Source organism: Kribbella sp. NPDC056345, assembly GCF_042262745.1.
GTDB lineage: Bacteria > Actinomycetota > Actinomycetes > Propionibacteriales > Kribbellaceae > Kribbella.
The window spans coordinates 1-14271 of record NZ_JBHJQQ010000024.1 but is presented as its reverse complement, the minus strand read 5'-3'; the positions used below and the strand labels follow the sequence as shown (position 1 = coordinate 14271).

The window sequence follows — 14271 nt, the reverse complement described above, 5'->3', positions numbered from 1 at the left end:
GTTCTTCGGAGGATCCGCCACCCGGAACTGGCTCACGCTTGCGGCTTCGCGAGTGGGGTGAAGGGCATGGGGGCTGCTTCGGGGGTGCGGTTCCAGGGTTCGGTGAGTGGGGTGGGACGCCAGCGCCAGGTGTCTGGGTTTGGGGCGTGGGGGATTTTGGTTCGGCCGGTTAGCCAGCGGAGGTTGAGCCAGGGGTTGCCGGTGGGGAGTGGTTCGTGGGGGAAGGCTCGGGCCAGGATGCGGGCGCAGAGGTCGGCGGGTGGAGCTAGGGGGTCGGCCAGGGTGGTGGTGAGGTCGTGGCCGTGGATGAGGGCTTCGACGCAGGCCATTGCGGTGCAGCCTTCGGGGTCGCCGATGCCCCAGGGGTGGTAGGCGCGGGTTTCGGGTGGGGTGGCGCGGACTACCAGGGCGAGGATGCGGCCGGCGGCTTCTACGAAGTCGAGGACGCCGGCCGGTGGTGCGAGCTCTTGGGCGGTGGCTGACCAGCGGACGTACTGCGTCGGCGCGGCGACTGCCAGTTGGCTCGCCCAGTGCAGGTGGGCTTGGCCGAGGTGTTCGGCAGTGGCTCGGCAGGTCCAGTCGAGTGAACCTGCGGGTGCCGACCAGTCCTGGTCGACGGTCGGGCGTAGGGCGTCGACGACACAGGTGACTGCGGTGTCGAGATCGTCCGCGGTGATCAAGGGTTCTCCTCCCGTTGCGGCCGACTTCGAGTGTCGGCCGCCGGGAGCAGAAGAAACAGTCTGTTTCTTGGAGCTCAGCTCTGTGCTAAATAGAAGGAAGGCGCAGCGACGTACTGGCTGCGAGCGCCGGGATGAGTTGCTCGGCGATCTTCCGGTGACCGGCGACCGACGGGTGGATGTTGTCGGTGCAGTCGGCCTCGGTGATCCAGCCGGTCGAGTCGATCAGGACGACGTTCGGGTCGTCGAGCGTCTTGACCGCGGCGGCGATGACGTCTGCGTGCTTGCCGTTGAACGGCGGGAGCGCGACCACCGTCGTCGACGGGTACGCCGATCGCACGCGGCCGACGTACTCGGCGTACTGCTCGGCCGTCAGCGTCTCGTCGTTCACCGCGAGGTTGACCACCACCACGTCCGGCGCCTCGACCCGCTCGGCGGGCGAACCGGCGAAGTTCCAGCCGAACGACTCCAGCCCCGACGGCACCTCGCCGTTCCCCGGCTTCACGATGCCTTGGCTGCCGAAACCGACCTGGTACGACGTCGCTCCGAACGCGCGGGCGGTCAGGTACGCATAGGACGCCGTACCGTCCGCACCCTCCGACTCGATCTCCGGACCGAGCGCCCGCACGCCCTGGGTGATCGAGTCGCCGTAGAACTCCAGCCGCGGTCCATCGGGCCGCCCGCTGAGCCGCAGCCGGGAGTTCACGTCGAGCACCAGACCGGCGAAGACCACTGCGCATTCGAACGGCGGGTTCCACCGGTTGACGTGCTCGCGGACGTCCTTGACCGCCACCTCGACCTTGTGCCGGCCGGTCGGTGCAGTCAGTTCGACGACCGAGTCCTCGATCACGTGCAGGACCGGTTCACCGTCGTCGAGCTTGACCCACAGGTGCGGTGCAACCGTCAGACCGGTCGTGTCGAACAGCAGCTGGACCCGCTCCCCCGCGAAGGAGAACGAGAGCCGTGAACCGGAGTTGACGGTGATCGCGACACCGGGCTGGTGGCCCCACTGCCCCTCCAGCACGATCCGCGGGTCTGACGGGGCGACAACTTCACCCGGCTCGAACGGCACGTCTGAACTCCCTGCTAGTCGGTTGCGGCTGCCATTCTTTCACCACCCGTTCTTGCGGGCCCGCGCCTCGAACAGCAGGATCCCGGCGGACAGTGCGACGTTCAGCGAATCGGCCTGGCCGAGCATCGGGATCGACACGCCATCGAAGCCCTGTGCGTGCCACTCCGCCGACAGGCCCGAGCCCTCCGACCCGACCACGAACGCCGTCGGCCCGTCGTACGTCGCCGATCGGTAGCTGCCCTGAGCCGTTGGATCGGCCAGATGGACGCGGAACCCGTGCCCACGCAGCCACTCCGCTGCTGACGTGATCTCGTCGAACTCGACGACCGGTGTCGAGAGGATCGTCCCCCGGCTAGCAGAGTAGACCGCCGGATGGCTCGGCCGGGCCCGCCGGCTGGTGAGGACGAGACAGTCGGCGTCGGCTGCGTCCACCGTCCGGATCAGGGTGCCGAGGTTGCCGGCGTACTCGACGCCGTCCGCGACCAGGACCAGCGACTCCGGGGTGAAGTGGAATGCACGCGGATCCCACACCGGGAGCCGCGCGATCGAGAGCAGTCCGTCGGAGCGCGTCTTGCGGGAGAGGCGGTCGAGCAATTTGGCCGAGATCCGGTAGACCGCGGCGGCGCGCTCCGCGATTCGGTCGACTGGGTACGTCGTACCGGCTTCGGGGCACCAGAAGAATGCCTCGAGCTCGGTGTCGGTGGAGAGGAGGCGGTCGTGTTCCCACGCGCCTTCGACGAGGATCCGGCCGGGAGCGGCGTCCTTGCGGACAGTGAGCAGGTCACGGACGGCTGGGTGCTGGGCGCCGATAGCGGGCGCAGCGGGATGCACAGTCATGTGCGGGACTCCGTACTGGAGAACTGAGCAGCGCACCGGGGACCCTGTCGTGGGTCGCGCACCGGTGTGTGAACGTCGCTAGCGCGGCGTTGTGGTTCTGACGCGGTCTACCTGGACCGCGTCAGCCACGGTGAGGCTGTCTCATAGTCGCGATGGTAGGCAGTGCCGGCCGCGGTCGTCATCAGGTTTTCCACAGGCTCGGCACGCCGGGTTTTGGTCTGTCGGAGTCCGTGACTAGAGTCCCTGGCACACGGGAGGAGTGAGCATGGACGCGACATTGCTGGACGCTGAGGCCGAAGCGGCCGTACTGCGCGTCTACCGGCAGGTGTTCGCCGTGCTCGCCCGTGAGGCCGGGGCGATGATCGTCGATCCGGAGCTGCTGGACGCCGATCAGGCGATCCTGGACGCCTTCGCGGAGGCCGGGAGCGACGGGCTGACCGTCGAGCAGGCGACGCTGGCCTGCCGCGGCTACCCGCACGACGTGATCGTCCGCCGGTTCGAGGTGCTCCGGCAGTACGGCGCGATCACCAAACTGGTCGACCGTCCGAACGAGTTGCGCCACCGGGCCGCCTTCGCGCCGTACGTGATGCTGATGTTCCTCAAGCGGATGTCGGTGCAGGGTGGTCAGGGTGAGCTGCATCAGCTGCTGACCCTGGAGGCGCACAGCGTCAGCGACCCGAGCGCGACCGAGGACCAGGGGCTGGCGTCGATCGAGCGACTGACCAAGGTGTTCCGCCTGTTGGGGAACGAGTTGGCCATCCTGGTCGCCACCAGCACGACCCCTCAGCTCCGGGAGAACGCGCAGCTCGCTTGGGGTAACGAGCGGCTGATCGAGCAGGCCGAGAAGGTGCACCGGATCGTCCTCGAGCGCTGGCCGGCGCTACACCGCGCGTGCACGTCGCTGCGGATGTCGCTCGCTGCGTACGCCGATGCTGTCCAGCTGGCCGCGGGTCGGCTGGTGGAGCGAGCTGGTACGACGCGTGCCCTCGGGCTGTTGCCGATCGAGACGTGGGTGACGTTCACCCGAGGTAGCGAGCCGGATGTGTTGGCCGCGGTGCTGGACGGTCTGCTGTTCGACGCGGCCGCTCCGGACTTTTCACCGCAGACGATGGTCGAGGCGGTCGAGACTGGCCGCCGATCCGGTACGGCGCGGATGGCTCCGCCGCGGCCGACAGCGGATGTGGATGCGCCTGAGTCGGCAGCCGCAACTGACCGTGAGGAGCTGCGCGCCGAGGCTGAGCGGGTGCTGGCTGGGCGGGCGTCTGTGGACATCGTCGAGGTGGTCGATGACGCGGGCGACTGGGTCACCGCGCGGCGGGTGCTGGCCGAGCTGACGGCTGCCCATCTGCATGACGAGCTGGATTATGAGCTGGTCTGGTCGGACGGGATGCGGATCGATCCCGAGGCCGGGACGCCTTGGGCGACCGAAGGTGTGTTCCGGAGGGTCAGTCGATGAGCACGCCGTCCGAGGCCGTCGAGCGACGGCTCTACAACGCCCTGTGGTGGGCGAAGGTCCAGTCGGCCGGTCCACTCGCGGTGGACCCGGATACCACGGCTGTGGCCGGTCTGACCCGCGCGGCCGAGCCGGACGGTTCCACGGTCTGGCTGGTTCCGACGATGCCGACGGGCTCCGGGCACGCCGTATTGGATGAGCTGGGCACTCCCCCGGTCGCCGTCGAGCAGCCGAACGAGACAGCCCGGGTGCTGGCAATCGTGGTCGCCTGCTGCTGGACCGACCGCAGTGGTTCGGCCTGGCCGGGCGCGGTCGGCACCCTCACCCAGGTGCGAGCCGTGTACGCCGGAATGCGTGGCCGGGCCGAGCAGTCGAGTGACCTGACCCTGATCATCGGCAGCCTGCGGCGCCTGCACGCCACCCACTGGATCCGGTGGAACGAAAAGGACGGCGAGGTCCGCCTCGGTCCCCGAGTCATCAACTGGACCCCCGCCGACCAAGCCACCCTCCGAGACCTCTGCCGCTACCTCCCCGACCCACCACCCGCAGTCCTCACCACCACACCTGACACCCCGACCCCAGACCCGCTCCCCGCACCCGACATGCACAAGTCGGAGGCCCCTCAAGCGAACGTGATCGGCGAGGCCGCATCCGCTGCCCCGATCACCACAGCTGATGCGGATGGCGGGAACGCGCCAGCCGACGTCTCCCCCGTCGACAGCACGAGTGGCGAGGCAGCGCCGGCAGATCCCAGCAACCCACTTGGCGACTCCACCTCCCCCGATGACGACGTACGGGAGGCGGGCGATGAGTGAGGTGCAGCATGCGTTGTTTGATCCCTTGTTGCAGGATCTGAGCGATCGCGCGCGGGATGAGGTGCTGGCGGCGTTCAGTGCGGTGCAGTATGCGGCGCATCCGGTGGCTGAGGTGCAGCTGGCCGGGTTGCGGGATGTGACGCTGCGGCGGCAGGTGCAGAAGATGCTGAAGCTGATCGGCCGGGTGCTGGTGCAGGTCGACGGCACGCATTGGACGTCCGGGTATGCCGACGATATCGCCGCCGCGCTGACCGCGCAGGGCTGGCAGCCGTTGCCGGTCGTCGACCGCGCCGTACTGGTGCTCGTCCTGATCCACTCGGTCGCGATCCCGCGTAGCGAAGGCATTCTCACCGGCGACAGCTGGAAGTCGGCCCGGCCGACGACCGTCGACGAGCTGCGGACCACCAAGATCAGTGGTGAAGAACGACGGCTCGCGCTGCAGCGACTGCGCGCAGCCGGTTTGATCCAGCTGTCCGGCGACCACTCCGGCGGGCCCAGCTACATCCCCGGCCCACAGCTGCAACGGTTGACCCCTGCGGCCCGGCGCCGGCTGCAGGACCAACTCATCCTGGCCGCCGCCCCGGCCAGTCCGATCGCCGAAGCCATCCGGGCCCGGAACGGGACGGCAACCCTGCTGGACGACGCGACGAGCAGTGCAGAACAAGAAGAAGGAGTGGCATGAGCAGCACGGTGGAGGACGGTCCGTTCGACATCCTCGGGTCGAAGGTGCTGCTCGGTGTCCAGGTCGTCGACCTGTCCCGGCTCTCCACGCACCCGATCCCGATGGTCGGCCAGGGCCTCGTGACGGTCGCCGGCCAAGGCCCGACCGACTCGAACGGCGCCGGCAAGTCGTCGTGGATCGCCGCGCTCAGCCTGCTGCACGCCGACGACCAGTGGCGGCTCACCAGCGGTGCACCCGGCGCGGCCGAGCTCCTGTTCACCGCCGAGGCGGCCGGCCAGGAGGGCAACTGGTCGAACGTCGACCGCGGCTACATCGTCGGTGTCTTCTCCGATCCCGCCCTGACCGAGCTCGACGAGATCGAGGCGGCCGCAATCACCGTCTGGATCCGCATCAACCGCAAGGCGTCGTACATCGATCTGCGCTGGAAGAACGGACTGCACGTCCCGTACGGCGCGACCGAGGCCGAGCGAGCTGCCGGGGCCGACGCGTTGTGGGCCGCGCTCCCGCACTCCAACGGCCGCACGGATTTCCACGCCAACAAGCTCTCGAGCGTCCTGTACGGCGGTCAGGTCCGCTGCGTCTCGTTCTTGTCGACCTCGGTCCGTTCCAGCCCGACCGCGAACCTGCTCGCCGAGCCGCTCAACGAACTCGGCCCGGCCCGGATCTTCAACGCCATCGCGACCCTCACCGGCCTCGATCACGAGCTTGAGCAGGAGCAGGCGCACCGCTCGGCCGAGCACACGCAGCGCGAGGCGACCAAGCAGGCAACGGCCGACCTGCAGCGGTGGGAGCAGGAGATGGCCGCAGTCGAGGCCGGCATCCTGCAGCGCGCCGCGGCCCGGGATGCGTTGGCCGCGGCGAAGGAGTCCTGGCAGGCAAGGTGTGCGCGGCACCTGATCGACGGTGATGCCCGCAACGGCGAGATCCTGCACGAGCTCGGTGAGCTCGACGAGCGGGTCGCCGAGCAGGAGGCCCGCCGGGAGGCGGTCGATGCCGCGATCGATGCCTTCGGCAACGAAGAGGTGCTGCTCCGGGACGTTCAGCTGACCCGCCAGGAGCGGGACAAGCTGGACGCGCGGGATCGCGATCTCGACCTGGCCCAGCGCTCCGTGCGTGAGCAGCTGGAGCGGCTCGGGCAGGAGCATCGCCGGTTGCTCGACGCCGGTCGCTCTGCGGACGGTCGCGATCTGGCGGCGGCCGGCGAGGAGCAGACCGAGGCGCGCGAGGCGCTGGAAGAGCACATCGGGCGCGACCATGCGGCCCGGTCCGCGGTCGATGTCGCGACCGCCGAGCTGCGTGAAGCCGAGAGCGGCCAGACCGTGTCCGCGGCGCAGCAACAGGTCCTGGAGAACGCCGGACTCGAGTGCGGCGCGCTCACCGATATCACCGAGCTGCCCGCGTCGGCTCGATCCGAGTGGGAGCCGCGACTGGCGCCGTACCGGGAAGCTGTTGTCATCGACGCCGGTGACGCGGCCGTCGCGTCGGCAGCGCTGGCCGATGCCGGGTACGCCGGATTCCTTCTGGTGCTGGCGAATCGGCCTGGTGCCAAGCGCGCCAAGGGCGTTCCGGCCTCCGCCGACAAACGCTTCACCCTCGATGCCTTCTTCACCACGCTCGCCGAGCGCGCCACCAAGGAGAACATCGACGACGTGGCCGGCGTAGTCGCGGTCGGGCAGTTCGACGAGCCGCTGACCGGCCGGACCGCGCGCATCGAGGCGGCCCGCCGCCGGGTCGAGGCCGCAACCGAGGCACGTGCCGCGGCATCGGCAGCGTTGGAGCAGGCCCGGGCGCGCGTCGACCAGGCCGAGCGCCGTACGGCGGCCGCCCGCGCTCTCGCGGACGCCGAATCGGTGCAGGAACAGATCCTCGCGCTGCGCGAAACCATCGACCGCCACGAGTCCGATCGCGACTCGCTCGCCCCGCAACTCCAAGCTGCCAAGGAATCCGCCGAGGCCGCGGCCGGTCAGCAGCTGGTTCGTGACGAGCGGCTCAAGAACCTCGAGTCCACCCGTCGCGACCACGACCGGATCCTCGACGACCTGACCGGGCGCCGGCTGCGGCTGCTCGAGGAGCAGACCGCGCTCGACCTGACCGCCCGGATCACCGCCTGGGGCACGACGCCGGCCGAGGCCGAGGAGTTCCTGCTCGGGCTGCCTGACGAGGCCCAGCGGCGGACGACGTCCGACTGGAATCACCAGGCCTGCACCCAGCTCGACGATGTGATCCGCCGCTGTTTCCCGAATGCCCGCTCCCGCGAGGAGATCCCGGCCGAGCTCTGGGAGATCCTCAACGGCCCAGATGGCTGGACGAGCGGGACTCTCGGTGCGCGCGTCGGCCTGGTCCCGGCGCTGCAGCGGACGCTGAGCAGTCATCTCGCTCAGCACGAGACGTTCGACAGTCTGCAGCAACAGCAGATCGCCAACCAGCGCGCCGAGCGCAACGCCGCTCTGGAGCGCGCCCGCGAGGGGCTCGGCGAGGCCGAGAGCACCGCCCGCGCCCACCGTGCATCCCTTGCCGATGGCATCAAGGCGCGGCTTCGCCTGGTGTCGCAGGAGTTCGACCGGCTCGACCAGCAGTACGGCGGGTACGGCGCGAAGCTCGAGTTCCCCGAGCCGGATCCGCCCGCCGAGCCGGACAAGCCGTGGCGATGGACGGTCACCCCGAAGTGGCGACGTTCGGAAGGTGGCCCGTTCTCGGCGTTCAACGTCAAGGGCAACACCGCACAGATGGACGAGAAGGCGGTGAAGCTGGTCTGCGCCGCCGCGCTGGCCGGCGGATCCGACCGGCCGCTGCTGCTGATCCTGGACGAGCTCGGCCGCAACCTGGGTTCGCAGCACCGGCGGGAGGCCGTGGCGCTGTTCGAGCAGATCGGTCGCGACCGCAACATCACGGTCATCGGCGCACTGCAGGACGACATGGAGCGCTACGCCCTCGCGTCGTCGCGGCTGTACGTCAAGCTGCGCCGCAGCTCCGACACGATGGCCTACAACCAGGCACCGGTCGTGAAGGGCAACGAGGAGTACGCCGCTCGCGTCGAGCTGCTGCGGTCATGGCTCGAGTCCTACCGCGGCAAAACGCCGACGCTCGAGATCGCCTCGCCCACTCTCACGTAGACAAACGCTTTCCGACAGAAACAATCATCCAGAGTCTTGATTAAGTCCGTCAGGTCCGCATACTGACGTGTGAGAGCGCTCTCTCCTACCGCCCCAGGGAGACTACAGATGACCTCCGGCCTGCTTCGTCATGTCACCGTACGGCTCACTCTGCTGATCGTTCTCGCGATCCTCAGCTCTGTCCTGGTGGCGGCCCCGGCCGATGCCTTCGCGCCGAAGCCGCCACCGCTGACCACGCCGTGGACCAACCAGGTCTCGGTCACCAATCCACTCCCGGAGTACCCGCGGCCGCAGCTGACCCGGACCGAGTGGCAGAGCCTCAACGGCGTCTGGCAGTTCGCGCCGACCAGCAATCTCAACACCCCGCCGATCGGGGGGACGCTGGCCGAGGAGGTGCTGGTCCCCTACCCGATCGAGTCGGCGCTGTCCGGCATCATGCGGCACGAGAACCGCATGTACTACAAGCGGAACTTCACCGTCCCGGCCGGCTGGTCCGGTCGCCACGTGCAGCTGAACTTCGGCGCGGTCATGTGGCAGTCCAAGGTCTGGGTGAACGGCGTCCTGCTCGGCACGCACGAGGGTGGGTACGACGCGTTCTCGTACGACATCACGTCGGCCCTGCGAGCGGGGAGCAACGAAATCATCGTCGGCGTTTGGGCGCCGGTCGATGCCGAGGACATTCCGTCCGGCAAGCAACGCCTCAACCGCGGTGGCATCTGGTACACCCCGTCGTCCGGTATCTGGCAGACCGTCTGGCTCGAACCGACCGAGGCGACCTGGATCAAGCGGCTCGACACCACTCCGAACGTGGCCGCCGGCGGGCTGGACCTCGCCGTACAGGCTTCATCGGCCGGGCAACCGGTCCGCGCACAAGTCCTGTCCGGCGGCCAGGTCGTCGGCGAAGCGACCGGCGTGAGCGGTACGTCGTTCCGGGTGCCGGTCCCGAATGCCCGGTTGTGGTCGCCCGACGATCCGTTCCTCTACGACCTCAAGGTCACCCTCGGCAGCGATGCCGTCGGCGGTTACTTCGGGATGCGGTCGGTCGGCAAGGCGATGATCGGCGGCTTCCTGCGGCCGACGCTGAACGGCAAGTTCGTCTACCAGCTCGGCACGCTCGACCAGGGCTACTGGCCCGATGGTCTCTACACCGCGCCGACCGACGCGGCGCTGCGCTTCGATCTGGAACAGCAGAAGTCGCTCGGCTTCAACATGGTCCGCAAACACATCAAGGTCGAGTCGGCTCGCTGGTTCTACTGGGCCGACAAACTCGGTCTGATGGTGTGGCAGGACATGCCGTCGCTGGTCGCCGGCCGCAACGCATCGGCGACCGGTGAAGCGCGGTACGAGACTGAGTTGCGCCGGATGATCGACAACCACAAGCAGATCACGTCGATCGTGCAATGGATCCCGTTCAACGAGGGCTGGGGTGAGTTCCAGGCCGGCCGAATCGCGGATCTGGTCAAGAGCCTCGACCCGACCCGGCTGGTCAACCACAACTCCGGATCGAACTGCTGCGACTCCGATCCCGACCCCGGCAACGGCGACGTCATCGACGACCACATGTACGTCGGTCCCGGGATCGCCCGCGCTCCATCGAGTACCCGGGTGCTGCAGCTCGGTGAGTACGGCGGACTGGGCCTGCACGTGCCCGGTCACGAGTGGCCCAGCGGCAACAGCTTCGCCTATGAGATGCTGCCGACCAGCGAGGCCCTGACCAGCCGCTACGTCCAGATCACCAGTCAGCTGCCGGATCTGATCAACGGTTCCGGGCTGTCGGGTTCGGTCTACACCGAGCCGACCGACGTCGAGGACGAGATCAACGGCTTCTTCACCTACGACCGCCAGGTGCAGAAGATGGACTTCGCCCGGGTACGTGCCGCCCATCAACAGGTCCTCGCGGCCGCGAACGGTACGGCGCTGCCGACGGGGAAGCTGGTGTCGTTCCGGGTCACGACGCCGAACTACACCAACCGCTACCTCCGCCATACCGGTGGAGTCGCGAACACCGAAGTGGTCGACTCCGGCAGCAGCCAAGGCCTGAAGCAGGACGCCACGTTCTGGGTCCGCTCGGGACTGTCGAACGGGAGCTGCTTCTCGTTCGAGTCGCGCAACTTCCCCGGTCAGTACCTGCGCCAGCGCGACCAGCGGGTCTACAAGGAGGCCAACACCGGCGGCACCTTCGCGGCCGACGCCACCTTCTGCGCCCGCCCGGGTCTCAGCGGCGGCGGTACGTCGCTGGAGTCCGCAGCTCGACCTGGCCAGTACCTGCGGCATCGCAACTCCGAAGTGTGGATCGACGGCGACACCGGCGGCTCCTTCCGCGATGACTCGACCTGGAACCTCATACCGGCGTGGTGGAAGAGCGGTGCCGATCTGAGCGTCGGCCAGGCTCGCACCTTCCGAGTGACCACGCCGGGCTACACGAACCGGGTACTGCGACACCGGGAGAGCCTTGCGCGGACTGATGTCGTCGACGCCGGATCTGCGCTCGCCGACCGGCAGGACTCCACCTTCGTCGTACGGGCTGGTCTAGCGGAGGGCACCTGTTATTCGCTGGAGTCGGTGAACTTCCCCGGTCAGTACCTGCGGCACAGCAACTACCGGCTGCAGAAGGCGACCAGCGACGGCACTGACACCTTCCGGCGGGACGCGACGTTCTGCGCACAACCGCCACTGGCTGGTGGCGCGGGCAACGTGTCGCTGCAGTCGCTCAACTACCCCTCCTACTACGTGCGACATGCCAGCGAGCTGGTCTACATCGCCACGGTCAGTGGAGGGAACGCCTGGGACGGTGGCGGCAGCTACAACGCCGACGCCACCTGGACCGACCAGTCCGGGCTGGGAGGCTGACATGCGCTCGCTGCTCGTCGCATTGGCCTTGCTGGGTACGACGCTCGCCGTACCGACTGCTGCTCAGGCCCAGGCGGTCCCGCTGGCGCAGGTCTGTTCGGTGTCGTGCGACACGCTCGATCCGTCGCGGGCGCAGGAGGAGACCTTCCCGGTACCGGAGAAGGTGATCAACGGGCGCCGCGTCGTACTGCATGTGTCAGACAAGGACTCGATGGCCTGGGGCAGCATCGACAACGGCGTCACCAACGACGCGGTCTGGCTGGACCGCAGCTGGGACGGCGGCGCGACCTGGGAGGGGCTGCTCGGCAAGGCCTCGATCCCCAGCGGCTGGACCGGCACCCGAACGCTCATGTACAACCTCGCCGACCCGGGCGGTCACCGACGCGGAATGATCCGGGCCTGCGGCGACGCGGCTGGGGTCGACTGCACTGCGTGGGTGTACCCGACCGTTTGCGCTGCAGCCTGCGACGGCAGCGACGGCGCATCCGGTGACAACCAGCCGGTCCCGTCGGCAACACTGGCCGGCCGCCGGATCGCCCTGCACATCGACAACCGCGGGATGGCCTGGGGCACGATCGACACCGGCCGCGCCGGCGACGAGGTCTGGCTCGACCGCTCGTGGAACGAAGGTGCCTCCTGGCCCGGCGGCTCATCCCTCGGCCGCGTTGGCGCTGGCTCGGGCTCCGCCACGGCGAAGACCAAGCTCTACGCCACCGCCGACCCACGCTCCAAGCTGTACGGCGGTGCCGTCCGCGCGTGCGGCCGCGCAGTCGAAGGCCAAAACGGAGCCTGTACGGCGTGGGCCCGGCCGGCCTCGGACCGGACATCCGCGGCGGCCGATGCGCTGATGTACTCCTACCAGCCGCACACCGCCTGGTGGCTGTCGAGCTGGTGGAACTCGGCGGTCGCGCTGACCACGGTGATGGACTACCAGCAGCGGACCCGGCGTACTGATCTGCGCTGGATGGTCAACGAGATGTTCGACAAGAACAAGGGTGTCTTCCCGGCCGGGGTGAAGAGCGGCGATGCGCTGGAGGGCAACTTCATCAGCCGGGCGATCGACGACACCGAGTGGTGGGCGATCGCGTGGATCCAGGCCTACGACCTGACCGGCGAGCGGAAGTACCTGGACATGGCGGTGACGATTGCCAACTACGTCCACGGCTACTGGGACACCGGGTCCTGTGGCGGCGGCGTTTGGTGGGACCGGGAACGCACGTATAAGAACGCGGTCACCATCGGGCTCTACATCCGGATGACGGCCGCGCTGCACAACCGGCTGCCTGGCGACTCCGTCTGGCTGCAACGAGCGACGACCAGCTGGAACTGGTTCAAGAACAGCGGCATGATCAACTCCGCCGGCCTGGTCAATGACGGGCTGACCGGCTCGTGCGCCAACAACGGGCAGACCGTCTGGACGTACAACCAAGGGCTGGCCATCGGCGGTGCACTCGAACTGTGGCGCGCGACCGGGGACGCCGCCGTACTGGCCAAGGCTCGGCAGCTGGGTGACGCGGCGATGTCGTCGACGTTGCTGAGCCCGGGCGGGATCCTGACGGAGTCCTGTGATGCCGCAGGCAACTGTGACGACAACCAGAAGCAGTTCAAGGGAATCTTCATGCGGTATCTGATGGATCTGGCCGACAGCACCGGCGACGCGTCGTACCGGACGTATGCCCAGCGGCAGGCCGACTCGATCTGGCAGAACGACCGTGACAGCCTCAACCGGCTCGGGCAGCGGTGGGCCGCGGGCGGCGTCCGGGATTGGCGGACGCAGGCCAGTGCGCTCGGTGGTTTGCTCGCCGCGACGCCGAAAAACTGAGGTACTTCGGATGCTTGTTTACTAAAACCGGACCCCGGTGGTTACCTCCGAACCACCGGTGCCGCAGACTGGTCGGGTGGAACTTCCAGAGAACCGCACCGGCTCTTCACGCCGGGTAGGCGGAACTCTGGCCAACCATCCGGCCACCGGCGTACCGTCTGCTGCGCAGGATCGGCCGGCTCACGATCGGAGGGCGTGATGGCATCGTGGCTGCTACGCGCCCAGTGGGCCCACCGTGACGAGACCGTAGAGCAACGCGCGCTGCGGGTGGATCGCACGCTGACAGCTGTCGCCGTGGCCTTCCCCGACGTGCACGCCTGGACCCAGGACGAGCGGTGGGGGTACCACGTCCTCGAGGCGGACGGTTCGGTTCCGCTCGAGGAGATGGTTGAGGCCACCACGAAGGTGCTCGCCAACGGCTCGAGCACGACCCGGCTGCATCTCCAGAGCACTGGCGAGCTGCCGTGGCTGTTCGACCTGTCGATGGGCGGCACGCTCACGACGGTCTCGGACCAGGTCACGCTGCACTGGAGCGACGATGAGGCGCTCACGCAGTCCGACCGCTTCGCGCAGGTCCTCCGTGCGGTCGTGTCGATCTGGGAGCCGGAGTGGGCCAGCATCGCCGACACCGAGCTCGCAGCCGCTGCCGGAGTCTTCCGTCGGGGAATCCCGATGATGGGCTGGCTGACGTACGTCCGCGGCATGGTGGCCGGCGCTCACGGCATCGACATCCAGCTCACGCCGTTCGAGCGTGGAACGCTGCTCCAGGCCCCGGTCTCCCCGGCGGACCTCACTCCGGTCCACATCTGTGCCGCGGCAGCTCTGGTCGGGATCGCCCCCGAAGGCTGATCAGATCAGCGCAGTCCTGCTTCTATTTGCCGGGAAATGGGCCAGACATATGTTAAGGGCCACCCCTTGCGGGGTGGCCCTTAACAGTGTGAATGTCCGGC

The 14271-nt window shown here is 68.4% G+C and carries 10 protein-coding genes; 7 read left to right on the top strand and 3 right to left on the bottom strand.

Translation table 11 applies throughout. From position 1 onward, the window contains the following. Positions 1-32 precede the first annotated feature (32 nt). The 3 genes from ACFCV3_RS40865 to ACFCV3_RS40855 all read right to left on the bottom strand — a co-directional run bounded on the left by ACFCV3_RS40865 (position 33) and on the right by ACFCV3_RS40855 (position 2586). Positions 33-680: a maleylpyruvate isomerase N-terminal domain-containing protein gene (locus ACFCV3_RS40865; RefSeq protein WP_376040413.1), complete on the bottom strand. Its 648-nt coding sequence runs from the start codon at positions 678-680 to the stop codon at positions 33-35. 85 nt (positions 681-765) lie between these two features. Then, the gene (locus ACFCV3_RS40860) at positions 766-1749 is read right to left on the bottom strand and encodes a GDSL-type esterase/lipase family protein (protein ID WP_376040412.1); all 984 of its coding nucleotides are present in this window, start codon (positions 1747-1749) and stop codon (positions 766-768) included. A 39-nt stretch (positions 1750-1788) separates the two neighbouring features. After that, positions 1789-2586, bottom strand: coding sequence for a TrmH family RNA methyltransferase (locus ACFCV3_RS40855; protein WP_376040409.1), 798 nt, complete (start codon positions 2584-2586; stop codon positions 1789-1791). 265 nt (positions 2587-2851) lie between these two features. Between ACFCV3_RS40855 and ACFCV3_RS40850 the strand changes: the two genes are divergently transcribed. From ACFCV3_RS40850 to ACFCV3_RS40820, 7 genes are all read left to right on the top strand, one after another. Beyond that, entirely contained in the window at positions 2852-4042 is a 1191-nt protein-coding gene (locus tag ACFCV3_RS40850; RefSeq protein WP_376040406.1) for a hypothetical protein, read from the top strand. Further along, the gene (locus ACFCV3_RS40845; protein WP_376040404.1) at positions 4039-4854 is read left to right on the top strand and encodes a hypothetical protein; all 816 of its coding nucleotides are present in this window, start codon (positions 4039-4041) and stop codon (positions 4852-4854) included. The genes ACFCV3_RS40850 and ACFCV3_RS40845 overlap by 4 nt, the downstream gene beginning before the upstream one ends. Further along, complete coding sequence (locus tag ACFCV3_RS40840; RefSeq protein WP_376040402.1) at positions 4847-5536, top strand: hypothetical protein; 690 nt, start codon at positions 4847-4849, stop codon at positions 5534-5536. The genes ACFCV3_RS40845 and ACFCV3_RS40840 overlap by 8 nt, the downstream gene beginning before the upstream one ends. Beyond that, entirely contained in the window at positions 5533-8649 is a 3117-nt protein-coding gene (locus tag ACFCV3_RS40835) for a chromosome segregation ATPase (RefSeq protein WP_376040401.1), read from the top strand. Before ACFCV3_RS40840 ends, ACFCV3_RS40835 begins: the two co-directional genes overlap by 4 nt. A gap of 108 nt (positions 8650-8757) precedes the next feature. Beyond that, a complete protein-coding gene (locus tag ACFCV3_RS40830; RefSeq protein ID WP_376040400.1) occupies positions 8758-11499 on the top strand; it encodes an AbfB domain-containing protein in 2742 nt (913 codons plus the stop codon). A gap of 1 nt (position 11500) precedes the next feature. After that, positions 11501-13321, top strand: coding sequence for a glycoside hydrolase family 76 protein (locus ACFCV3_RS40825; protein WP_376040398.1), 1821 nt, complete (start codon positions 11501-11503; stop codon positions 13319-13321). A gap of 198 nt (positions 13322-13519) precedes the next feature. Beyond that, a complete protein-coding gene (locus ACFCV3_RS40820; protein ID WP_376040395.1) occupies positions 13520-14170 on the top strand; it encodes a hypothetical protein in 651 nt (216 codons plus the stop codon). The last annotated feature ends 101 nt before the right edge of the window (positions 14171-14271 follow it).